The organism is Providencia sp. PROV073, from assembly GCF_033688125.1.
Lineage (GTDB): Bacteria > Pseudomonadota > Gammaproteobacteria > Enterobacterales > Enterobacteriaceae > Providencia > Providencia hangzhouensis.
The window spans coordinates 2,088,998-2,110,451 of the sequence record NZ_CP096353.1 but is presented as its reverse complement, the minus strand read 5'-3'; the positions used below and the strand labels follow the sequence as shown (position 1 = coordinate 2,110,451).

24 protein-coding genes and 1 pseudogene are annotated in these 21,454 nt (G+C 38.9%); 14 read left to right on the top strand and 11 right to left on the bottom strand.

The window, feature by feature from the left end:
- Positions 1-150 precede the first annotated feature (150 nt).
- The gene (locus tag M1F17_RS09535; RefSeq protein WP_226616959.1) at positions 151-522 is read right to left on the bottom strand and encodes a DUF4113 domain-containing protein; all 372 of its coding nucleotides are present in this window, start codon (positions 520-522) and stop codon (positions 151-153) included.
- 140 nt (positions 523-662) lie between these two features.
- Positions 663-1,229, bottom strand: coding sequence for a hypothetical protein (locus tag M1F17_RS09530; protein WP_094960456.1), 567 nt, complete (start codon positions 1,227-1,229; stop codon positions 663-665).
- A gap of 126 nt (positions 1,230-1,355) precedes the next feature.
- Here M1F17_RS09530 and M1F17_RS09525 point away from each other — a divergent pair, with 126 nt between their 5' ends.
- Positions 1,356-1,682 carry a hypothetical protein gene (locus M1F17_RS09525; protein WP_094960455.1) on the top strand — a complete coding sequence of 109 codons (327 nt, stop codon included), beginning with the start codon at positions 1,356-1,358 and terminating at the stop codon, positions 1,680-1,682.
- A gap of 34 nt (positions 1,683-1,716) precedes the next feature.
- On the opposite strand, the gene M1F17_RS09520 is transcribed toward M1F17_RS09525, so the two are convergent.
- Positions 1,717-2,076, bottom strand: coding sequence for a hypothetical protein (locus tag M1F17_RS09520; protein ID WP_318837413.1), 360 nt, complete (start codon positions 2,074-2,076; stop codon positions 1,717-1,719).
- 277 nt (positions 2,077-2,353) lie between these two features.
- On the opposite strand from M1F17_RS09520, the gene M1F17_RS09515 reads away from it, so the two are divergent.
- Positions 2,354-2,596 (top strand): Rap1a/Tai family immunity protein, encoded by a 243-nt coding sequence (locus M1F17_RS09515; RefSeq protein ID WP_036957627.1) that lies wholly within the window; start codon positions 2,354-2,356, stop codon positions 2,594-2,596.
- 69 nt (positions 2,597-2,665) lie between these two features.
- Here the strand turns inward: M1F17_RS09515 and M1F17_RS09510 are convergent, their stop codons facing one another.
- From M1F17_RS09510 to M1F17_RS09490, 5 genes are all read right to left on the bottom strand, one after another.
- The gene (locus M1F17_RS09510) at positions 2,666-3,397 is read right to left on the bottom strand and encodes a hypothetical protein (protein ID WP_094960453.1); all 732 of its coding nucleotides are present in this window, start codon (positions 3,395-3,397) and stop codon (positions 2,666-2,668) included.
- 18 nt (positions 3,398-3,415) lie between these two features.
- Positions 3,416-3,766 carry a hypothetical protein gene (locus tag M1F17_RS09505; RefSeq protein WP_004253374.1) on the bottom strand — a complete coding sequence of 117 codons (351 nt, stop codon included), beginning with the start codon at positions 3,764-3,766 and terminating at the stop codon, positions 3,416-3,418.
- 365 nt (positions 3,767-4,131) lie between these two features.
- On the bottom strand, positions 4,132-4,392 hold the full coding sequence (locus tag M1F17_RS09500; protein ID WP_094960452.1) for a bacteriocin immunity protein: 261 nt from the start codon (positions 4,390-4,392) through the stop codon (positions 4,132-4,134).
- A gap of 2 nt (positions 4,393-4,394) precedes the next feature.
- Positions 4,395-5,150, bottom strand: a complete 756-nt coding sequence (locus M1F17_RS09495) for an HNH endonuclease (RefSeq protein WP_318837412.1) — start codon at positions 5,148-5,150, stop codon at positions 4,395-4,397.
- A 76-nt stretch (positions 5,151-5,226) separates the two neighbouring features.
- Entirely contained in the window at positions 5,227-5,505 is a 279-nt protein-coding gene (locus tag M1F17_RS09490; RefSeq protein ID WP_231135987.1) for a colicin-like bacteriocin tRNase domain-containing protein, read from the bottom strand.
- Positions 5,506-5,543: 38 nt separating this feature from the next.
- Here M1F17_RS09490 and M1F17_RS09485 point away from each other — a divergent pair.
- Positions 5,544-5,735 (top strand): annotated as a pseudogene (locus tag M1F17_RS09485) (integrase); the annotation flags it as partial.
- A 119-nt stretch (positions 5,736-5,854) separates the two neighbouring features.
- Here M1F17_RS09485 and icd read toward each other — a convergent pair.
- Positions 5,855-7,108, bottom strand: coding sequence for an NADP-dependent isocitrate dehydrogenase (gene icd / locus M1F17_RS09480; RefSeq protein ID WP_004253371.1), 1,254 nt, complete (start codon positions 7,106-7,108; stop codon positions 5,855-5,857).
- 540 nt (positions 7,109-7,648) lie between these two features.
- On the opposite strand from icd, the gene rluE reads away from it, so the two are divergent.
- The 10 genes from rluE to M1F17_RS09430 all read left to right on the top strand — a co-directional run bounded on the left by rluE (position 7,649) and on the right by M1F17_RS09430 (position 17,680).
- Positions 7,649-8,299, top strand: a complete 651-nt coding sequence (gene rluE, locus M1F17_RS09475) for a 23S rRNA pseudouridine(2457) synthase RluE (protein WP_094960447.1) — start codon at positions 7,649-7,651, stop codon at positions 8,297-8,299.
- Positions 8,292-8,741 (top strand): NUDIX hydrolase, encoded by a 450-nt coding sequence (locus M1F17_RS09470; protein WP_180312628.1) that lies wholly within the window; start codon positions 8,292-8,294, stop codon positions 8,739-8,741. The genes rluE and M1F17_RS09470 overlap by 8 nt, the downstream gene beginning before the upstream one ends.
- Before the next feature lie 139 nt (positions 8,742-8,880).
- A complete protein-coding gene (mnmA, locus tag M1F17_RS09465; protein ID WP_140172584.1) occupies positions 8,881-9,984 on the top strand; it encodes a tRNA 2-thiouridine(34) synthase MnmA in 1,104 nt (367 codons plus the stop codon).
- 2 nt (positions 9,985-9,986) lie between these two features.
- On the top strand, positions 9,987-10,613 hold the full coding sequence (gene hflD, locus M1F17_RS09460; RefSeq protein ID WP_004253359.1) for a high frequency lysogenization protein HflD: 627 nt from the start codon (positions 9,987-9,989) through the stop codon (positions 10,611-10,613).
- Positions 10,614-10,630: 17 nt separating this feature from the next.
- Positions 10,631-12,001, top strand: coding sequence for an adenylosuccinate lyase (gene purB / locus M1F17_RS09455; RefSeq protein WP_180312627.1), 1,371 nt, complete (start codon positions 10,631-10,633; stop codon positions 11,999-12,001).
- A 202-nt stretch (positions 12,002-12,203) separates the two neighbouring features.
- Positions 12,204-12,974 carry a hypothetical protein gene (locus M1F17_RS09450; RefSeq protein WP_318837411.1) on the top strand — a complete coding sequence of 257 codons (771 nt, stop codon included), beginning with the start codon at positions 12,204-12,206 and terminating at the stop codon, positions 12,972-12,974.
- A gap of 268 nt (positions 12,975-13,242) precedes the next feature.
- Complete coding sequence (gene phoP, locus M1F17_RS09445; protein ID WP_004253350.1) at positions 13,243-13,917, top strand: two-component system response regulator PhoP; 675 nt, start codon at positions 13,243-13,245, stop codon at positions 13,915-13,917.
- A gap of 1 nt (position 13,918) precedes the next feature.
- On the top strand, positions 13,919-15,376 hold the full coding sequence (gene phoQ, locus M1F17_RS09440) for a two-component system sensor histidine kinase PhoQ (protein WP_172412197.1): 1,458 nt from the start codon (positions 13,919-13,921) through the stop codon (positions 15,374-15,376).
- Positions 15,377-15,624: 248 nt separating this feature from the next.
- Positions 15,625-16,749, top strand: coding sequence for a cupin domain-containing protein (locus tag M1F17_RS09435; protein WP_164455547.1), 1,125 nt, complete (start codon positions 15,625-15,627; stop codon positions 16,747-16,749).
- Positions 16,750-17,080: 331 nt separating this feature from the next.
- Positions 17,081-17,680: a LysE family translocator gene (locus M1F17_RS09430; RefSeq protein WP_004253335.1), complete on the top strand. Its 600-nt coding sequence runs from the start codon at positions 17,081-17,083 to the stop codon at positions 17,678-17,680.
- Between the two features lie 167 nt (positions 17,681-17,847).
- Here M1F17_RS09430 and pepT read toward each other — a convergent pair whose 3' ends face one another.
- A complete protein-coding gene (gene pepT / locus M1F17_RS09425) occupies positions 17,848-19,083 on the bottom strand; it encodes a peptidase T (RefSeq protein ID WP_144140193.1) in 1,236 nt (411 codons plus the stop codon).
- 385 nt (positions 19,084-19,468) lie between these two features.
- On the opposite strand from pepT, the gene M1F17_RS09420 reads away from it, so the two are divergent.
- Positions 19,469-20,179, top strand: a complete 711-nt coding sequence (locus M1F17_RS09420) for an SDR family oxidoreductase (protein ID WP_004253328.1) — start codon at positions 19,469-19,471, stop codon at positions 20,177-20,179.
- Between the two features lie 51 nt (positions 20,180-20,230).
- Here M1F17_RS09420 and cobB read toward each other — a convergent pair whose 3' ends face one another.
- The gene (cobB, locus tag M1F17_RS09415; RefSeq protein ID WP_036958103.1) at positions 20,231-21,064 is read right to left on the bottom strand and encodes a Sir2 family NAD+-dependent deacetylase; all 834 of its coding nucleotides are present in this window, start codon (positions 21,062-21,064) and stop codon (positions 20,231-20,233) included.
- Positions 21,065-21,454: the final 390 nt, after the last annotated feature.

Below are 21,454 nucleotides of genomic sequence, written 5' to 3'. Positions count from 1 at the left end.
AAGGCAGAGCAGAAAATTATATTCAATTTGGCTCTGTGTCCTAGTTGTGTCAGGCCAAAAAGCAAAGTCCATATTGTTTGTGTTTCACAGCTCTTCTCCCTGCTTTCTTTTATTTATTCAGCAATACATTTAAAACGCTCAGCCCATTTCTTAGCTTTTAACCACTGGCAATTCATCAAAGTTTGTTGTGTAAGCAGGCGATAACATTTCTCTTTTCATTTTGTATCCGCTATCGCCGCCCTTACTAGCAAACCACACTTTACCCTGCCCGCTCTTATTAATGGCATCTAATGTTTTCATTAACTCATCATTATTACGAAATGGTTTTTGTGTTGAAAACATATCAAACTGAGTAATATCTGAATCGGTAAAATCAGATAGTATGATGCCTGCTTTATAATACCGGTAACCGTCACGCCAAATAGTATTTAACCCACGCATTGCTGCATTGATAATATCCCTGGTATCACTGCTGGGGTATACTGATGGAATCAATTGAGTATTGGCTTGACGCACTTTCACAGTTAACTTCGTTGCTACCTTCAACTGATTGGGTTGTAAATATTGAAGACAGCCCTGCCAGTTGGGTCAATGATCGCTGGGTAATGCAATGAAATTAGCCCAAGGACGGGCTAGACAGAAATTAACACTAACTATTTATCTTACTGCTTAAAGCACTCAGATTTTGCTTTATCGTACACCTCGGCCCACTCTTTTCTATCTAAAGTCGGTGTGTTTAGTACAATCGTGGTTACCTGCCAACCTGCATAGCCATCCTCGTATGCAAGTAAACCAGTTACATAAGGACTATTATAGGTGAATGACATTTCATCTGGCGTGTTGTTCTCGTTGGCTTTTTCTTTATAGCGGCTTGTGAGCTCAGCCCGTACATTTTTAAAATCCTCATCAATAGCTTTTTTATCTTTTGATGATTTGCTATAGCTAACCTCGTTCAATCCTATGAAATTATCGCCTGACCTTGGAGTAAAGAACCCTAATTCATACACCCAACTGCCTGTGTGTTCTTCATTAGCCTTAATTAGCTTTAACTTGCTTATTGGGCAACTAACTTCCTCACTAACAATGATGTAATTGCCAGAAATACTTTCTTTGACTTCATCTACCGATGTTTGCCATTTAAACCCGAATGGAGCGGTATCTTTATTATTTTCAGCAACAGAACCAAAGCACGTCATCATTAGCAAACTAGCAACTACGTATCCTTTCATCTCACCATCCCATCAATTAGTTTCAGTAATGTTAGCCTAGCGAGGATGCAAATTGAAGCAAAGCACACTTTCAGATTATGTATTTAAGTGATATTTTATTTTCACTAATTTAATAAGGATGACTGTATGGGTGTAGAATTTCATATTACTCGCGCTGAATGCTGGTTTGATAGTGAAAGCAATCCAATCAGTAGCGATGAGTGGCTAGCTCTTGTTGAACAAGACCCAGAGCTAAAAATAAATGCTATTAACGGTGAGTTTAACGCTTTATGGTTCGGTAATAGCACCTACGAAGAACCTTGGCTTGACTGGTACGAAGGTAGGATTTATACCAAATGGCCTGATACTGCCCTCTATATAAAAATGCTAGAAATCGCCAAAAAACTACATGCTAAAGTAATGGATGATGAATGTGGTATTTATGATAAACCCGAGTCTTGGATATATCCTTAATCGATGCTCATAACAAAAAAACTGCCGAAGCAGGTTAATCATTAGGGCTTAGGTTGCTAATTAGACTTTTAGCTTTATCGCAGTATTCTTCAATATTTGGTATTTCCTTATACTTCGGGTCATCTGCTTTTAACTTACAGCCCATGCTAACTTCGCCTTGGGAATAAGCCAAAGCAACCATGTTATCAACTAAACGCTTACAAGTACGTATGTTGCCATGTTTTTCAAACGCACCACATAGAAGTGCTTTCTGTCGATTAATACTTGCCGCCATATCTGGCACTACATCATCTTCTGTAATTTCAGGCCGTTCATTAGCGCCAACACTCGCAATGCTGACAAATGAGCTAAACGAAGCTAGACCTAAAAGCAATACCACCAATCCCTTTTTCATACATCACCACATTTAAGTTAAGTACGTAAATTCTAGGATAGATGCAAGCTTCAGGCAATAAAAACCGCTGAATTAGGCAGCTAGACTTGTCATTTTTAAAGTATAAGAAAATATGATATTTTGCGCCCTACCAAAACACTAAAATATTAATTATTCTCTGAGACTTCTAATGAAAAAACTTTTACTTCTCCTACTAATCCCTATGCCACTTTTTGCTCAAAATTACCTTTGGGATGGGAATTCTGTGCATGAATATAGTCAAGCAAGGGAGCGTCTAATGAATGACACTCTGTTAGATGCTAACGATGTTGTTAAATCGGGTATGTACTCGGGCTATATTGCAGGAACATTTGACCTTGGTTCAGGCATTCTTTTCTGCCCACCACGTAGTGTTACTTTGAACCAAGCTATGGATGTTGCGGCCAAACACCTAAAGAATTCACCTGAAGCTCGTAACAAGCAAGCAAGTCATCAAGTAGTGGATTCATTTATTAGTGCATGGCCATGCCCGAAGAAATAAGGTCTCTGGGTGAGGCCCCTCTACTTAGGCAATAAAAAACCCAACGAAGTGGGTTTAGCTGTTAATACATTAGTCAATATTGTAAATTCTATCTTTGCTGATAATGTTTACTATATGGTGACATGAGTCCATTGATAACTTCCTAGGCTCCCATTTAGCGATATCCGCTTGAGATAAGCCTTCTGCACTCCACGGGATTATACCGTTGTACCCACAGCCAGCCTTTGATAGCACATCAATGAATTTTTTTTGGATGGTATCATAGATCCTTACTTCACCAATACTGGTCATGCCAGACACCCACAACGAACCACCACCTATAGTTTGTAAGTTATCACATACTATATATTCATGCTTCAGTAACAAGCACTTATAAACATTACGAGCTACGCCACCAGCCTGATAATCATCAAGAATAGCCACGCCCCTAATTTGCTTGCCTGTCTTTATCGCTGAACCATCAAAAAAAGTGAAGTCATTATAAGCAACACGCCCAATTAAAGTATCATCTTCTTCCGCGTGCATTCCTAACTCAAGCAGCTCACCAATGATATGTTCATCAGAAAATCGGTGACTTCTCAAAAACTCAGCATGGTCTGCATAAAAACCTTCAGTAGTACAACCTAATGCGACAATTTTAGAGTAATAATGAAACTCGCTGCCAGTAAGAGCGTATTCCGTAATTTTTAGTAAATCGCCCTCAACAGTAAGATAATGGAAAGACTCTATCTCATCTTCTCTTTCACATTCTGGCTTTCTATTCAGATCCTTTGAGTAACTACTGGTAAAGTTTGGAGCCATTCCATTCTCACTATCTTATTAATGGACAGACAACTTCTGATAATTTGACATGTAACCAAGAATTGAAGATTTAATTTTTTCAATCACATCAGTTATGCTTTGATTTAGTTCTGGATATTGCGTGCTAGGGTCAACGACTATATTAATCTTTTTTTGGCGATATGATAACTCAGCAAAAGGAACAATTTCATATTCATCGCTTTTGTTATCATTTTCGATAGTAACAATAAACAACTGTCTATTCGGATCCTTTCTCATACTAAGGCGACGAACAGAGAAAAACTTTTCAGTATTATCATCAAAAAATGTATTAACAAGTTCTGTTGCATGGCTAATTGTTTGTACAGATCTGGTATGTTCAGTTCTCATATAGCCCCCTTGTTAGTTTAGATTAATGACATTTTGACGGGTAATTAAGCAATATGCTTAAGATAGCTGCGATCATATTAAAGTGTTTAAGCTAACTTAACAACCCCAGTTGTATATCATATAGACATTTATAAGCGTTTATAAGAGTCTATAAGCGTCTTGAACATAGTGGTTCAGCTTTCGCTCTATTTTTTATGGATCAATTCTAAAGCTTTTGACTCCATCAGTTGAATATCATTAAATACGGCCGCTTTATTTTTGATGTTAAGCAAATCCATAACCTGAAATGGCAAGAGGATAAGCATCAATGATTCATCCTTAAATCATTGATGCTTTATGTTCAGCTATTCCATTAGCAGTAGTTCTTAGCCTTTTTTGAAACTAGGCTTGCCATTTTTAGCCCGCCATTCTTTGACTGTTTTTAAAATTCCGACTGGAGAATCATCGGCTCCATCCTCTGGGTAGTAAATAAGATCACTTCCGCTTGGATGCTCTGTTACTTTTTCAAAGTGAGTCACAAACTTAATTTGTTCTTCCTCACTTGCTGTATCTGCATTACAAATAATTGTTAATAACTTTAAAAATTCAGATTCTGTATAATCAGTAATATTATTTTTTAGTTCCATTCTTATTTACCTCTATGGATATCAATATGTCTTTTCGGGGTCGTAACTCTTAAATTGTCCATGTTATAGACTTCTCCCTCTTCACTAATTGGGTTGTCATGGTGCAACTCATGTACCTTTCTACCACCAACTTGATCTTTTTTCCTAGCAAAAGGCGAGTATCCTTTAGAAACAAGAGTTTTATTATTCTTACTAAGGTTTTTAATCAATTCTAGAAATTTTGATATCTCATCCCAGATGGCCTTCCTGAACTCATCAAAACTGTTGAATTTCTTACCTCGTAATTTATTAGCTACTTGCTCAGGAATAGGAGCACCATTTTCTTTACTGGCATCATTAAGCCATTTATCGCTAACTTTTTTGCCTTTTCCTGTAGCAGTGCCAGGCTTTTTACGCTTCGCTTTCTTTTCTTTAGCTTCGGCTTTTTTCTTTTTCTCTAAAGCTATGCCCAGCTTTCTCTCTGCTTCTTTAATTGCTTTTTCAGCGTCTAAAAGTCGCTCTTTTGCTAATGTGAAACGCTCTACAATAGACTCATAAATTTCCGGATCATCAATTAGAACTTCAGGTTCGCTACCATCATCAGTCTCATATCCATATACGCTAGCAATACTCAAAATGTTAATAACATAATCTTCAGGATTACGATTGAGTAAATATGACAATGCTTTTTGATTATCAATTTTTTCAATATATTCAATACCAAATACGCTAGAAATTACCTGACTTGACTGTTTAATTTGTAAAGGATTTTTACTCACATCAGTTAAAGCACCGCCTTCCGGAGAGCTTTTAGTTTTATCGAGTTCTCTTTTTGCTGTCTGAGTGTCTGAGCATCTACATCTGCTTGTGATAACTCGCTACTTGCTTCCAATCTAATTCTGCAGCTTCAGCTGGATATAAAGCACGCCAATCTCGGTTAGCTTCCTCAATCAGTTGTTTTTCTTGTGCAGTCGTTGGATTCTTCGATATTGAAATATAAATTGGCGCATGATCGCCACCAAAATCAACAATCCCCTGATATGTCTCAGACGTTACACTCGGAATAACCGATTCTGGCTTAACATTGTCATAAGACGGTGTTTTAAACGATGCACTCGGCTTTTTATCCGTCATTTCAATCTGTAATGCCGGTTTACCTGGTGCAATTTCAACAGAATAAATGCGGGTTAACATGGCCAGAAAGATCAGCACCTTCATTTCATGAACAACGTTCTTTATCGGAAAGACTCTATCGAGAACAAGGTATCAATATCCAGAAACTTCTTGGCCATAAGAGCCAAGCGATGGCTGATAAATATCATGATGACCGAGGAAAAAATTGGCAGGTTTTAGCTATAAAATAACGATTGTTTTGTAGCCTGTTTTGCAGAAGAGTTTTGCAGGGGTTTTGCAGAAGAATTTTTCTAGGCAAAATAAAACGGGAGTTTTTAGGCTCCCGTTATTAATCACACTAAGTAATAAATTACATGTGTTTAATGATTGCGTCACCGAATTCGCTACATTTCAGTAATTTAGCGCCTTCTAATTGACGTTCGAAGTCATAGGTTACAGTCTTAGCTTCGATTGCGCCTTCCATACCTTTAACGATTAGGTCAGCCGCTTCAGTCCAACCCATGTGGCGCAGCATCATCTCAGCAGAAAGGATGATAGAGCCTGGGTTAACTTTGTCTTGGCCTGCATATTTAGGTGCAGTACCATGCGTTGCTTCAAATAATGCGCATTCAGAACCAATATTCGCACCTGGTGCAATACCGATACCACCGACTTGTGCTGCTAATGCATCAGAAATGTAGTCACCATTTAGGTTCATACACGCGATAACATCATATTCAGCTGGGCGCAGCAGGATTTGTTGTAAGAAAGCATCTGCAATAACATCTTTAACAATGATATCTTTGCCTGTTTTAGGGTTTTTAATTTTAACCCATGGGCCGCCATCTAATAATTCACCGCCGAATTCCTCTTGTGCTAATTGGTATCCCCAATCTTTAAATGCACCTTCAGTGAATTTCATAATGTTACCTTTATGAACTAAAGTCACTGAATCACGGCCGTTATCAATAGCATATTCAATTGCTGCACGAACTAAACGCTTTGTGCCTTCTTCTGAACAAGGTTTAATACCAATACCACAGTCTTGTGGGAAACGGATTTTAGTCACACCCATTTCATCTTTCAGGAATTTAATAACTTTGTCTGCTTCTGCACTACCCGCTTTCCACTCAATACCCGCATAGATATCTTCAGAGTTTTCACGGAAAATAACCATATCCGTCAATTCAGGTTGTTTAACTGGGCTTGGCGTGCCTTTGTAGTAGCGAACAGGACGTAAACAGATATACAGGTCAAGTTGTTGACGTAGTGCAACGTTCAAGGAACGAATACCACCACCAACAGGAGTTGTTAAAGGACCTTTAATTGAAACACGGTAATCACGGATTAAATCGAGGGTTTCTTCTGGTAACCAAACATCTTTACCATAAATTTGTGTAGATTTTTCACCGGTGTAAACTTCCATCCAAGAAATTTTGCGCTCACCGTTGTAGGCTTTTTTAACTGCCGCATCAACCACTTTTAACATTGCTGGTGTAACATCGATACCAATGCCGTCACCTTCGATATAAGGGATAATTGGGTTGTTCGGAACGTTTAGTTTGCCTTTTGCATCAATGGTAATTTTAGCGCCTTCTGCCGGAACTACTACTTTGCTTTCCATTAACCTCTCCTTTCACTTGCGTATTTTGCTTGTTAATTTTTTGTAAGAGACGTGTCAATACTACTTCAATCTGCGTCGAACGCCAATGATTACTCATCTAAGCTTCAATGCCGATCGCATTTAACGTACTGTTTTATCTTGTAAGTTAATCAAATAACTATTTATAAACACTGTTAAATCAATAAATTAATTTAAGCATTCCATTATTAGAAATAAATCAAACCACGATGAAAAGTTGTCAACGACGCATTTGAGCGAATGACTTAACTTTTGTTAAAATATTTTCCTAACAACAAATAATACTAGCAAGTTAACTCAAATTAAAAATACGTTCCGCTCACACTATCGTCATCCAAATAAACTCATATGTACTTATTTTTAAATGAAAAATTGTTTTTATTGATTTAAATGTTTTTAAAGTTGTTAATTAAATATTACATCGCCATGAAAAATACGTTCTAGGATCAAACCGCTAAATCTCCTACACTAGATAGGATAAACCGCCATAAATTAAAACCAATAAATTCTCATTGAATGACCATGAACAGACCGAACAAAAAATCAGTTCCAAAAAAAAATCGTTACTCGCCAACCTCTACTGCGTTAAAGCATAGAACTAAGCGGATTTCGGTTAGTTCGCAAACATCAACTAAAATCATTTTATTTAACAAACCCTTTGATGTTTTACCTCAATTTACTGATGAACAAGGCCGCGATACATTAAAAAAATATATTCCAATCACCGACGTATACGCAGCAGGACGCCTTGATAGGGATAGTGAAGGTCTATTAATTTTAACTAATGATGGAAAACTACAGGCCCGTTTAACGCAACCACAGAAAAAAACAGGGAAAATATACTATGCTCAAGTAGAGGGTATTCCCAGCGAAGATGCATTGCTAAAATTTCGGCGAGGGTTAACATTAAATGATGGTCCAACGCTCCCCGCAGGGATCGAACTAGTTGATGAACCAGAATGGCTATGGCAAAGAAACCCGCCTATACGGGAACGTAAAAATATCCCGACCAGTTGGTTAAAAATCACCTTATATGAAGGACGTAATCGGCAAGTCCGTCGTATGACGGCAAATATAGGTTTTCCAACACTTAGGCTAATTCGCTATCAGATTGGTGAATTTAATTTGGGAAATCTTTCAGTTGGCGAATGGAAGGAGATAACTGTTGTTTAAACCTAATGTGACTGTAGCAACTGTTGTGCATGCTCAAGGCAAATTTTTAGTCGTGGAAGAGTGGATAAATGACAAACCCACTTGGAATCAACCCGCTGGGCACTTAGAAGCTGATGAGACGATTTTGCAAGCCGCCGAACGTGAATTACTAGAAGAAACTGGAATCAAAGCCACACCAACACAATTAATTAAAATTCACCAATGGATTGCCCCAGATAAAACCCAGTTTATCCGCTTTTTGTTCGCCGTAGAACTTGAATCCATTTGTGAAACACAGCCACAAGACAGTGATATTAGCGAATGCCACTGGCTGACCGCCCAAGAAATTTTAGATAGCAACTGCCTGCGTTCACCATTAGTGGCTGAAAGTTTACGCTGTTTTCTCACAGGAAAACATTATCCTCTCGACATCTTAACAGCTTACGGCGATCATTATCGCTAAGCACTAAACTTCTGCTTGGTGAAGATTTCACCAAGCAATAATATTCCCCTCTAACTCTGGTGTAATGCGGGAACAACATGCTAAAGTATGGGGCTTGATTTTTCCGCAGTGAGATATTTCCATGTCAAATAATAGTACCATGTCAGATAACAGCCAAAAAAAAGTCATCGTCGGTATGTCCGGTGGTGTTGACTCCTCTGTATCCGCTTACTTGTTACAGCAACAAGGGTATCAGGTTGCTGGTCTGTTTATGAAGAATTGGGAAGAAGATGACGACACAGAATATTGCTCAGCTGCGGCTGACCTTGCCGATGCGCAAGCCGTGTGTGACAAACTGGGTATTGAACTTCATACCATTAATTTCGCTGCTGAATATTGGGACAATGTCTTCGAACATTTTTTAACTGAATATAAAGCTGGTCGCACACCGAACCCAGATATTCTCTGCAACAAAGAAATCAAATTTAAAGCTTTCTTAGAATTTGCAGCTGAAGATTTAGGCGCAGATTACATTGCCACTGGTCATTATGTGCGTCGCCGTGATATCGATGGTAAAAGCCAATTATTACGTGGCTTAGATGGCAACAAAGACCAAAGTTATTTTTTATATACCCTGAGTCACGAGCAAGTCGCTAAAAGCCTTTTTCCAGTTGGTGAGCTCGAAAAACCTGAAGTACGCCGTATTGCCGAAGAAATTGGCTTAGTTACTGCGAAAAAAAAGGACTCTACAGGGATTTGTTTCATTGGTGAGCGTAAGTTTCGCGACTTTTTAGGCCGCTACTTACCTGCTCAACCCGGCCCTATCGTCACTGTCGATGGCGAAACAATTGGTCAACATGAAGGTTTGATGTACCACACCTTAGGTCAGCGTAAAGGTTTAGGTATCGGTGGTACAAAAGAGGGCTCTGAAGAACCTTGGTATGTTGTCGATAAAGACGTTGAAAATAATATTCTTATCGTTGCTCAAGGCCATGAACACCCTAGGTTAATGTCTGTTGGGTTAATTGCTCAGCAATTACATTGGGTTGACCGTAAAACAATGACTGAACCACTACGTTGTGTAGTAAAAACACGTTATCGTCAAGCGGATATCCCTTGTACGATAACCCCATTAAGTGATGATCGCATTGAAGTTGCATTTGACTACCCAGTCGCGGCTGTCACTCCAGGTCAATCCGCCGTATTTTATATCGATGAAGTCTGTCTCGGTGGCGGTATTATTGAAGCCCGTATTCAGGAGTAAATGTGGCAAAAAACTATTACGACATTACGCTTGCTTTAGCGGGTATCTGCCAAGCAAGCGCGATGGTTCAAAAACTCGCACATGAAGGTGTTTGTCTCGAGAAAGACACTGAAACCATGGTCAATTGCCTCACCAATATGAATCCAAAATCAACTTTGGATGTATTTGGTAATGATGCCGAAAATTTAAAGACTGGTCTCAATGCCATGTTAGGCATGTTAACAGGCGGTAACAGTGGTTTATCCGCTGAAATGACACGTTATATGTTAAGTATTATGGTACTTGAGCGCCGTCTTAATAAAAATCAAGAAGCGATGAACCAACTTGGTCAACGTATTGAGCAATTTGAGCGCCAAGCTGACTATTTTGAACCGCTCTCTGAAGGTGTGTTTAACGCACTTGCGGGTATTTACGTCGACGTGGTCAGCCCTGCTGGGCCTCGAATTCAAGTCACTGGTTCCCCAGACATTCTCAAAAATACACTCGTTCAAGCAAAAGTTAGAGCCACTTTGCTCGCAGGTATTCGCTGCGCAGTGCTTTGGCAACAAGTTGGTGGAAGTCGTATCCAACTCATGTTCTCTCGCAATCGTCTGGCTAATCAGGCGAAAGATATTTTGTCTCACCTTTAAATCTGGAGTTGCTACCAATGGAATTATCCTCACTGACCGCTGTATCCCCGATTGACGGCCGTTACGGTGATAAAGTCAGCGCGTTACGCACTATTTTTAGTGAGTTTGGTTTACTGAAATTTCGCGTACAAGTTGAAGTTCGCTGGCTACAAAAACTGGCTGCAACCGCTCAAATCAAAGAAGTTCCTTCATTTGACGCTGACGCAATCGCTTACTTAGATGAAATTGTCGCGAACTTCTGTGAAAAAGACGCAATGCGTATCAAAGAAATTGAACGCACAACCAACCATGATGTGAAAGCTGTAGAATATTTCCTAAAAGAAAAAGTAGCCAACATCCCTGCTCTTCATGCAGTTTCTGAATTTATCCACTTCGCTTGTACTTCAGAAGATATTAATAACCTTTCGCACGCATTAATGCTGAAAACTGCTCGCGAAGAAGTATTACTGCCACAATGGCGTCAAATTATTGATAAAATCAAAACAATGGCTCATGAGTACCGCAATTTGCCGTTGCTATCGCGTACTCACGGCCAACCTGCAACGCCTTCCACCATTGGTAAAGAGTTTGCCAACGTTGCTTATCGTTTGGAACGCCAATTCCGTCAGCTGCAACAAGTTGAAATTTTAGGTAAAATCAATGGCGCAGTTGGTAACTATAATGCACACATGGTCGCTTACCCTGAAGTTAACTGGCACGAATTTAGCGAAACCTTCGTTACGTCTTTAGGCATCCAATGGAACCCATTCACCACGCAAATTGAACCTCATGATTATATTGCTGAGTTATTTGATTGTGTCGCTCGTTTTAACACTATCGTGTTAGATTTCGACCGTGATATTTGGGGCTACATCGCATTAAATCACTTCAAACAAAAAACAATCGCTGGTGAAATTGGCTCTTCTACCATGCCACACAAAGTGAACCCGATTGATTTTGAAAACTCTGAAGGTAACTTAGGGTTAGCAAATGCCGTCTTAGGTCATTTAGCGAGCAAGCTCCCTGTTTCTCGCTGGCAGCGTGACTTAACGGACTCGACTGTATTACGTAATCTCGGTGTCGGCCTAGGTTATGCATTGATTGCTTATCAGTCAACCATGAAAGGCTTAAACAAATTAGAAGTTAATGAACAGCATTTACTGGATGAATTAGACCAAAACTGGGAAGTATTAGCTGAGCCTATTCAAACTGTAATGCGCCGCTATGGTATTGAAAAGCCATATGAAAAACTCAAAGAATTGACCCGTGGCAAACGCGTTAACGCTGAAGGGATGAAACAATTTATTGATGGTTTAGATTTGCCAGAACACGAAAAAGCGCGTTTAAAAGAAATGACGCCGGCTAACTACATCGGTTACGCTGTCACTTTCATTGACGAACTAAAATAGTCTCAATATTTTCAAAAAGGGCGGCTTCTAAGTCGCCCTTTTTACTTAATTTTTTCGATTTTTTCTCGTATTAGTGATACTAATATCACACCGCTAAATCAGTTCTTACTTTAACATATCGTTATATTATTAATTGGTTAGTTGCACTATCCGAACTATTTATTACCTATATATGTATTATAAACTAAGGCGGCTATAGATAATGGAACTATTCGTTTTCAAAGTCGTTATCACGCCACTTTTATTACTAACAGCAAGCCTTGCTGCTCGCCGATGGGGTGAATCAATTGGCGGCCTTATTGTCGGCTTACCGTTGACCTCTGGCCCTATCTCTTTTTTCCTTGCTCTCGAATATGGCACAGAATTTGCCACGCAAGCAACTTTAGGCTCATTATCAGCAACGGCTGCGCAGGCTTGTTTTGCGGTCGTGTTTTATTTTTTAGTTGCATATGGCTGCTGCAAAGCTCTCATTATAGCGACACTCACATTTAGTGTGACCGCTTATATTTTACAAGTCAGTCAGCTTTCTCAATCAATGTTATTCATCATTGATATCCTAATTATGATGATAGCAATGATTTTTATACCTAATGTACCCGTGAATTTTAAAAAACTATCTCCTCCCAGATGGGATTTACCAGCGAGAATGTTATTAATTGCCGTGCTGGTGGTGGGGGTGACTTTAATTGCGCCATTTATTGGTGCAGGAGCAAGTGGTGTTTTAGCCTCATATCCTTTTATGGCGTCAATATTAGCTGTATTTTCATATATTATGATAAACGCGCAAACAGCTCAGCGAGTTATGAGAGGACTCGTCGCGGGGCTATTCAGCTTTGCGGTTTTCTTCTATAGTTTAAGCCTCGTGTTACCTAAATTTAATTTGTTCGCTGCCTATACCATAGCAATTATCTGCGCATTAATTGTTCAATTCATCTCTTTACGTTATATTCAACGTGTCCCTAAAAAGAATTAATGTATTGATTATTAAGAACTCTAAATTTTATTTGCAGACAAAAATATAACTAGGTCATATTCATTTTTTTATCAACTATATTTCTTCACATATTTACACAATCAACACCTCATATCAGCGCCTTAGTGAAAATAAACTATTTTTCCGGTTCGTTTGATTTATATTTACTTAATCTCTTGTCGTTATTCAGAACTCTTTTTACCATAGCGTTACTAGTGCTACTATTTGAATCAGTTGTAGCTATCTCTTTTCAATGTGAGGGTTTCCGATGCGTATTCTTATTGTCGAAGACAATGCGTTACTTCGCCACCATTTAACCGTACAGCTTAAAGATCTGGGTCATCAGGTTGACTCCGCTGAAGACGCAAAAGAAGCTGACTATTTTTTACACGAAAGTTGTCCAGATATCGCGGTTGTCGATTTGGGCTTACCTGATGAAGACGGGCTTTCCATGATAAAACGCTGGCGTGGCGAGCACGTCAATATTCCACTTTTAGTATTGACAGCTCGGGAGAGTTGGCAAGAAAAAGTACAAGCGCTAAACAGTGGTGCAGATGACTACGTGACGAAACCTTTCCAGCTAGAAGAGCTGGTCGCCCGTATGCAAGCTTTAATGCGCAGAAATAGCGGTCTCGCTTCACAAGTTCTCGAATTAGGTAATTTCGTTATTGACCTCTCACGTAAAGAATTTACAGTTAATGGTGAAACCGTCAAATTAACGGCTTTTGAATACACCATTATTGAAACACTGCTCCGCAATAATGGAAAAGTGGTTAGCAAAGACTCGTTAATGCGCCAGCTTTATCCAGATGCCGAACTTAGAGAAAGTCATACTATCGATGTTTTAATGGGCCGATTACGCAAAAAAATTCAACAATTCCATAGTGATGATGTAATTGTTACTGTACGCGGTCAAGGCTATCGTTTTGATGTGAATGGCTAATATGTGGCTAAGTAAATTTAAGTTCAAACCCCTTTCGCTACGAGCACGTTTTCTTTGTGCAACATCAGCGGTAATCTTAGCGCTCACTTTATCCTATGGTATTGTTGCGATTTTGGGGTATTTAATTAGTTTTGATAAAACGACTTACACCTTATTACGTAGCCAAAGTAACTTAATTTATAGCCTAGCCCAATGGCAAAATAATAAAATTGACATCCGAGTCCCACCAAATTTTACTTTGAATAACCCAACTTTGGTTATTATTTATGATGAACAAGGGCTTGTGCTATGGCGCCAACGTGATGTGCCTAGCGTTGAACGGCTGATCCGTAATGATTGGCTAAAAAAAGAGGGCTTATATGAAATTGATACGGATATTCGTGAAACCCGCCAACTCCTAGACGATAACCCCGAATTCAATACAAAGTTAGATGACATGGATAACGATGACGAACCGCTGACTCATTCCGTGTCCGTCAACCAATATGCAGCAAGTGAAAACCTGCCCCCACTCACCATAGTCGTTGTAGATACTCTACCACAAGACTTACAAAATACCGGGTTAGTTTGGGAGTGGTTTGGTTATGTTTTGCTGGCTAATTTAATCTTAGTCATCCCGTTATTATGGCTAGCTGCTTATTGGAGTCTACGGCCAATTAAATCATTAGTATCACAACTCAGTAGCCTAGAAAAAGGTGAACGGGATACTCTGGATGAGAACCCACCGTATGAGCTTCGCGGCCTAGTACGCAACCTTAATATTTTGTTAACGAATGAACGAAAACGCTACAGTAAATATCGCACCACACTTTCTGATTTAACACACAGTTTAAAGACACCTTTAGCTGTTTTACAGTCAACATTGCGGCTACTTCGTTCAGGCAAACAAATGAACATTGAACAAGCAGAGCCTATCATGCTTGAACAAATTGGCCGTATTTCTCAACAGGTGGGTTATTATTTACACCGCGCATCAACGCAAGGTGATGAAAACATGATGCTACGTGAAATTTCATCTGTCCCATCAATACTAGATAGCCTTGCAAGTGCCCTACATAAAGTTTATCAGCACAAAGGGGTTTCTATAACGGTTAATGTTTCTCCTGAAACAACATGGCTGGGTCAACCCAATGATTTTATGGAAGTGATGGGTAATATCATGGAAAATGCGTGTAAGTATTGCCTTGAATTTGTTGAAGTTAGTGCTGTTGTAGGTGCTGATAGCTTAACATTAGTTGTCGATGATGACGGCCCAGGGGTGCCTGAAAGCAAACGTAGTTTGATCTTCGTTCGAGGGCAACGCGCAGACACCCTTCGCCCAGGTCAAGGTTTAGGCTTATCTATTGCAGTGGATATTATCGACCAATATGACGGGGAAATCATAATTAGTGACAGCCCTCTTGGCGGAGCGCGTTTATCCGTCACATTTAGGCAGCAATCTATGATTGAAGATAGTTAATCTGTGATATGTGTCCGTTTACCCCCTATTTTACAAACCATTTCCGGTATACTATTTGTGAAGTGTTTTATGAAAAGTAATTTAGGGTAACTGATTGGTTTACTCTCAAGATAAACCTTTACTATATGTTTCTCATAAAGTTTATTTAACATCATACCATTACACATATAGGTCATTTTGTAGAATTGAGACCGGGTATATTGCAATAAACTGATTAGCTATATTTAGCAGCTCCAAGGGACAATAAGATGGATTACAAACTAAATCTCGACTGGCAAAGTTTCCTCGACAGTCACTGGCAGAAGCGCCCACTGCTTATCAAAAATGGGTTTGCAAATTTTATTGACCCTATCTCGCCTGACGAACTTGCAGGTTTGGCGATGGAAGATGAGGTTGATAGCCGTTTAGTTAGCCATAAAGAAGGGATTTGGCAAGTTGGCCATGGCCCATTTGAAAGCTATGACCATCTCGGTGAAGAAAATTGGTCTATTTTAGTTCAGGCTGTTGACCATTGGCATCACCCAAGCTCTGCGTTGATGAAACCATTCCGTGTACTTTCAGACTGGCGAATGGACGATTTAATGATCTCCTACTCGGTCCCCGGCGGTGGTGTAGGTCCTCACCTCGACCAATACGATGTATTTATTATTCAAGGTGAAGGCCGCCGTCGTTGGCGCGTGGGCGAAAAAATCCCAATGAAACAACATTGCCCGCACCCTGACTTACTGCAAGTACAACCTTTCGATGCCATCATCGACGAAGAAATGGAACCCGGCGATATTTTGTACATTCCACCTGGGTTCCCACATGAAGGCTACGCCATTGAACCTTCATTAAATTACTCGGTTGGCTTTCGTGCACCAAATACTCGTGAATTAATCAGTAGCTTTGCCGATCACTTAATTTCTAACGATTTAGGCAGCTACCGCTATAGTGACCCTGATTTATCATTCCGTGATAACCCCGCGGAGATCTTGCAAGGTGAACAAATTAAGCTGCGTGAGATGATGGAATCACTCATTAATGACCCTGAGCTCTTTCGCAAATGGTTAGGTGAGTTTATCTCCCAATCACGCCACGAGTTAGACATTGCGCCACCTGAACCGCCTTATGAGCAAGAAGAAATCTATGATTTGCTAAAAACTCAGCAAGAAACCTTATACAAATTAAATGGTCTCAGAGCATTACGCGTTGGCGACCAATTTTTTGTTAATGGTGAATGCTTGGAAACTGAGTGTTATGAGGCCGCTGATAGTTTATGCCGCTATGATGCCGTTAATAGCGAAAATTTAGCTGATGCCATTGATGATGTTAATTTCATCGCACTGCTTACTGCGCTCGTTAATAATGGTTATTGGTATTTTGATGATTAATCGGTACTGATAATATTAAATTTATATTTGTGAAAAAGGCCCATTCATTATGGGTCTTTTATTAAAAATAATATTATTAGTATGATATGGCAGCGCCCTCCTGACCATCAATTGAAAACCGCTGACTACAATTAACACATCATTATTAATAACTAAATTATTTATTTTAATATATATTATATCCCGCTAGCACCTACTCGCAATATGTCCCCTTCTTGCCCGTAAGCACGCAAAGATAAAGCACATTATTTGATTCAATTTTAAACTGTTTTGACTTCACCGTCGCCAGTCACGCACAGCGTTAATTGTCCCTTTTAAAGATGATAACAACATGAACATAGAAACTCTTTTGGCTTTATCATTGTTTTCCTTTGTGACATCCATAACTCCAGGCCCAAATAATATTATGTTACTTGCTTCAGGTATTAATTTTGGATTTAGAAAAACATTACCTCATTCATTTGGAGTATCAATTGGTTTTCTTATTATGTTAGTGGCAGTAGGGCTAGGGGTGGGCGCATTGATTCAATCATCCCCTATGGTTTATTCGATATTAAAATATTTTGGAATTATTTATTTGTTCTGGCTTGCATGGAAAACCACTATTAGCCATTCAATTGCACAGACAAATAACCAAGAAATTAAACCACTAACTTTCTTAGAAGCAGCATTATTTCAATGGATAAATCCTAAAGCCTGGATGATGGCAGTCTCTGGAATGGCGATGTATACCAATACAATTTCACCTTATTTATCAATGTTGCAAGTCGCTGTCATATTTGCAGCCATCAATTGGCCATGTGTTGCTATCTGGGCTATGTTTGGTAGTAAATTAAGAGAAAGGCTAAAACAACCTAAGACATTAAAGCGGTTTAATTTAGTCATGGGAGTTTTACTGGCACTTAGTGGTATTTCTGTATTATTTCAATAACAACAGTAAGAGTGCTGACAAACATATTATGTTTGGCGACAAGTCGAATAGGTTTTGAAAATAAATTAGGAAAATCAATTTATTGATTTTCGGCTGATAACACAAAGTGGGAAAAACCACGCTTTTATCCCACTTTGTCAACAACCTCTCTTACTTCTCATAAAATATCACGATTGCCGTGCGTGAATGGCCGTTAGCTCCGCAATACGCATAATCACACTAACAGCCTGCTCCATACCTTCTTGTGTTATAAATTCATGTTTACTATGGAAATTATAACCACCTGTGAAAATATTTGGACATGGTAAACCGCGATGTGAAAGCTGTGCACCGTCGGTACCACCACGGACAGGTTGAATAACTGGCTCAATACCACAATCAAGCATTGCTTGTTTCGCTAATTCAATAACATGTGGGTACTTCATGACCTCTTTATGCATGTTATAATAGGTATCATCAAGTGTCAGTTCGATATAACAGCTTGGGTGCAGCCCTTCGCCAACTTTTTCAGCAATTCGAATTATATTTTTCTTCCTAGCTTCAAAGCCTGCTAAGTCAAAATCACGAATAATATAATTCAACTCGGCCTTTTCAACTGTACCTTTTAACGATGTTAAATGATAAAACCCTTCATACCCTTCTGTATTTTCAGGTGTTTCATCAGGAGGTAACATCGAATGAATACGGTTCGCTAGCCCTAATGCATTAACCATCACCCCTTTGGCTGTACCGGGATGAGTGTTATTGCCAACAATTTTAATGGAAACATTGGCCGCATTAAAATTTTCATACTCTAATTCACCAACTCCACCACCATCGACGGTATAGGCCCACAATGCATCAAATTGTTTAAAATCGATATGGCGAGCCCCGCGTCCTATCTCTTCATCAGGGGTAAATGCAAGACAGATTTTACCATGAGGAATATTTTTTTCCCTTAAGCGTACGAGGGCTGTGATTATTTCTGCAATACCCGCTTTATCATCGGCACCCAATAAAGTTTTACCATCTGTCATGATCAGCGTTTTACCAATCATTTCATGGAGTACCGGAAACATCACAGGGGATAGCACTTCATCACCAATACCTAACGCAATATCCCCTCCTCGATAATTTTCGAGGACTTGTGGACTCACATTCTTACCTGAAAAATCAGGCGCTGTGTCTAAATGTGAAATAAAACCAATAGTAGGAACATCCCAATCAACGTTTGACGGTAAATAAGCCATCACGCAACCTTGATCGCTTAGCGTTATTTTTTCAAAACCTAACTCATTCAGTTCATTAACTAATGCACGAGCGAACTTTAACTGTCCTGCACTGCTGGGTACTGTTTTTGCGTTTAGCTTTGATTGTGTATCGAAAGCGGTATATTCAAAAAACCGCTCTAAGAGTTTGTCCATACCCTTCCCCCTAAAATATCAATGCCTATATTATGGGAAAGATCACAGATTCAATTATTGTCTCAAATCAGCTTTCCTGTTAATGCTCACTATTTTTTATGATAAATCTTTAATGAAATTTATTTTTTAGCCTATCTTTTACAGGTTGGCTATTACGGCAGCAATCAATACCTATAATAAATAAGGGTAATAATCAAATTGTATTAATTATTCGATTATTATTTATTTGTTACCTAAAAGCACACCATTTGGTTAAATATCATTCATCCACTACACTAATCATCAATCATTAAATTGAAATAGTATGCTATATATGAAGCCTTATTATTTTATTTACTAGCTAATAATAAACAAAACAAAATTTTACTCGTTTATAGGAAAATTCATGTCAAAAACATGTTTAATTTATGGTGTTAGCAAAGGATTAGGTAAGGCATTAGTCGAAGGATTCCCTGAAAATACAGACCATATTTACGGTGTTTCTCGCTCAAAACCTCCTTTTGAGCAAACTAATTTTACGTGGATCCCTGCTGATTTAAATGACATTAATAGCGCGAATTCCATTAAGTCTGTTATTCAGAGTCAACCTATTCATACCTTAATTTATAATGTGGGTATATGGGAGAAACTCGCTTTTAGTGAAGAGTATCAATTTGAATCGACTGATGACATAGAGCTGCTGAATATGGTTCAGACTAATATCAGCGCCTGTTTATTGAACTTAAAAGCACTGTTACCCAATTTGCGTTTAGCGAAAAATAGCAAGATTATATTGATTGGTTCCACATGGGGTTTAGATAATCATAATGGCAAGGAAGTCACCTTTTCTGCTACCAAATATGCCATCAGGGGAATAGCTCAATCGTTAAGAGAAACATTACGGGAAGATAAAATAGCAATATCGGTTATAAATTTAGGTTATTTAGCGACTGAGTATCCACTCACTACCCCCGTTGACGAAGTCATTGAAAAAAGTCATGGGCAATTGATCCCATTACAAGACGTTGTCAATGCCGTGCGTTTTATCGCCAATACGAGCAATGCAACCTGCGTCAAAGAGATTACGATGCCAGCCATGATGGATACAAACGTCTAACCTATAAGAGGAAACAATACGTTTCCCCTTATAATGTTATGTATTGAAAGCTTATTGCGCGGTATTTTTAACCTGTAACTCAGTAATAAGCTTATTGATATATTCAACAACGACTTTGCTGGCTAAACCATAGTGTTTTTCATCGAACTCACTTTCCACTTGGCTAGGCTCTAAATTCAGTTCGACCGTATGTGCCCCATGTAATTTAGCTTCATGAACAAAGCCTGCAGCAGGGTACACATGGCCAGAGGTTCCAATAGAGATAAAAATGGTCGCAGATTCAAGGGATTGATAAATATAATCCATTCCAATTGGCATTTCACCAAACCAAACAATATGGGGCCTCAGTGGCTGAGGGAATTGGCAACAATGACAGCGGTCATCGACCGATAAATCCCCTTTCCACTCCAATACTTGATTTGACCAATTACAGCGAACTTTTAATAGTTCACCATGCATATGGATAACCCGCTGGCTTCCCGCTCTTTCATGTAAATTGTCTATATTTTGTGTAATTAACAAAAAGCGGTCACCAAAAATTTCTTCAAGCTGTGCAAGTGCATAGTGAGCAGCATTAGGTTTAATATTTTCTTGCTGTAACTGCCGACGTCGCTCATTATAAAAACGTTGTACTAATTTAGGGTTACGTTCGAAACCTTCAGGCGTTGCCACATCTTCAACGCGATGCTCTTCCCATAAACCATCCGCAGAACGGAATGTTTGGATCCCAGATTCGGCTGAAATACCTGCTCCTGTTAAAACGACAATATTGACATTTTTCATATTACCCAATCTATTATCTATATAAAAAGACCGGTTACGAAGTCGCTGGCGGCGTATACATTTATTCTTACGAGCTTTTTTCAACCTATAACGAAATCGCAACATCAAAGCTTCCTTTCATCCATATAACCAATAAACTTATATCATGTTAAATATTAATTGTTTTTATCATGTCATTACGACACAAACTTATAAACGCTGATTGTTTGGAATTTTTAAAATAATCAAGCTCCAAGTATATACTTTATTGGCATACTAACTATTTCCTTACCACAACTGATGACATTATCTAAATGTTAACATACTAAAACGCATCATCTCGCTGAATGCAAATAAAAATATCGAAGGTATCGATTTTGTCACTTTTTATTCATAAAAATGACACTAATATTTCATAAATTCGCCATAAAACGTTCGTAACTGTAAAACAATAAAAAAACCTTTCTCGTTCACTCCCCGTGCAGTTAAAATACGCCTCGCAGATTTTACTGT

Bases quoted from the DNA above. Each gene is read 5' to 3' on its own strand.
- M1F17_RS09525 (WP_094960455.1), top strand. From the start codon at position 1,356: ATGGGTGTAGAATTTCATATTACTCGCGCTGAATGCTGGTTTGATAGT.
- M1F17_RS09420 (WP_004253328.1), top strand. From the start codon at position 19,469: ATGTCAAAAACATGTTTAATTTATGGTGTTAGCAAAGGATTAGGTAAG.
- M1F17_RS09490 (WP_231135987.1), bottom strand. From the start codon at position 5,505: ATGACGGATAAAAAGCCGAGTGCATCGTTTAAAACACCGTCTTATGAC.
- phoP (WP_004253350.1), top strand. From the start codon at position 13,243: ATGCGTATTCTTATTGTCGAAGACAATGCGTTACTTCGCCACCATTTA.
- purB (WP_180312627.1), top strand. From the start codon at position 10,631: ATGGAATTATCCTCACTGACCGCTGTATCCCCGATTGACGGCCGTTAC.
- M1F17_RS09435 (WP_164455547.1), top strand. From the start codon at position 15,625: ATGGATTACAAACTAAATCTCGACTGGCAAAGTTTCCTCGACAGTCAC.
- icd (WP_004253371.1), bottom strand. From the start codon at position 7,108: ATGGAAAGCAAAGTAGTAGTTCCGGCAGAAGGCGCTAAAATTACCATT.
- mnmA (WP_140172584.1), top strand. From the start codon at position 8,881: ATGTCAGATAACAGCCAAAAAAAAGTCATCGTCGGTATGTCCGGTGGT.
- M1F17_RS09430 (WP_004253335.1), top strand. From the start codon at position 17,081: ATGAACATAGAAACTCTTTTGGCTTTATCATTGTTTTCCTTTGTGACA.
- M1F17_RS09505 (WP_004253374.1), bottom strand. From the start codon at position 3,766: ATGAGAACTGAACATACCAGATCTGTACAAACAATTAGCCATGCAACA.
- M1F17_RS09520 (WP_318837413.1), bottom strand. From the start codon at position 2,076: ATGAAAAAGGGATTGGTGGTATTGCTTTTAGGTCTAGCTTCGTTTAGC.
- M1F17_RS09450 (WP_318837411.1), top strand. From the start codon at position 12,204: ATGGAACTATTCGTTTTCAAAGTCGTTATCACGCCACTTTTATTACTA.
- M1F17_RS09530 (WP_094960456.1), bottom strand. From the start codon at position 1,229: ATGAAAGGATACGTAGTTGCTAGTTTGCTAATGATGACGTGCTTTGGT.
- M1F17_RS09515 (WP_036957627.1), top strand. From the start codon at position 2,354: ATGAATGACACTCTGTTAGATGCTAACGATGTTGTTAAATCGGGTATG.
- rluE (WP_094960447.1), top strand. From the start codon at position 7,649: ATGAACAGACCGAACAAAAAATCAGTTCCAAAAAAAAATCGTTACTCG.
- phoQ (WP_172412197.1), top strand. From the start codon at position 13,919: ATGTGGCTAAGTAAATTTAAGTTCAAACCCCTTTCGCTACGAGCACGT.
- pepT (WP_144140193.1), bottom strand. From the start codon at position 19,083: ATGGACAAACTCTTAGAGCGGTTTTTTGAATATACCGCTTTCGATACA.
- M1F17_RS09500 (WP_094960452.1), bottom strand. From the start codon at position 4,392: ATGGAACTAAAAAATAATATTACTGATTATACAGAATCTGAATTTTTA.
- M1F17_RS09510 (WP_094960453.1), bottom strand. From the start codon at position 3,397: ATGGCTCCAAACTTTACCAGTAGTTACTCAAAGGATCTGAATAGAAAG.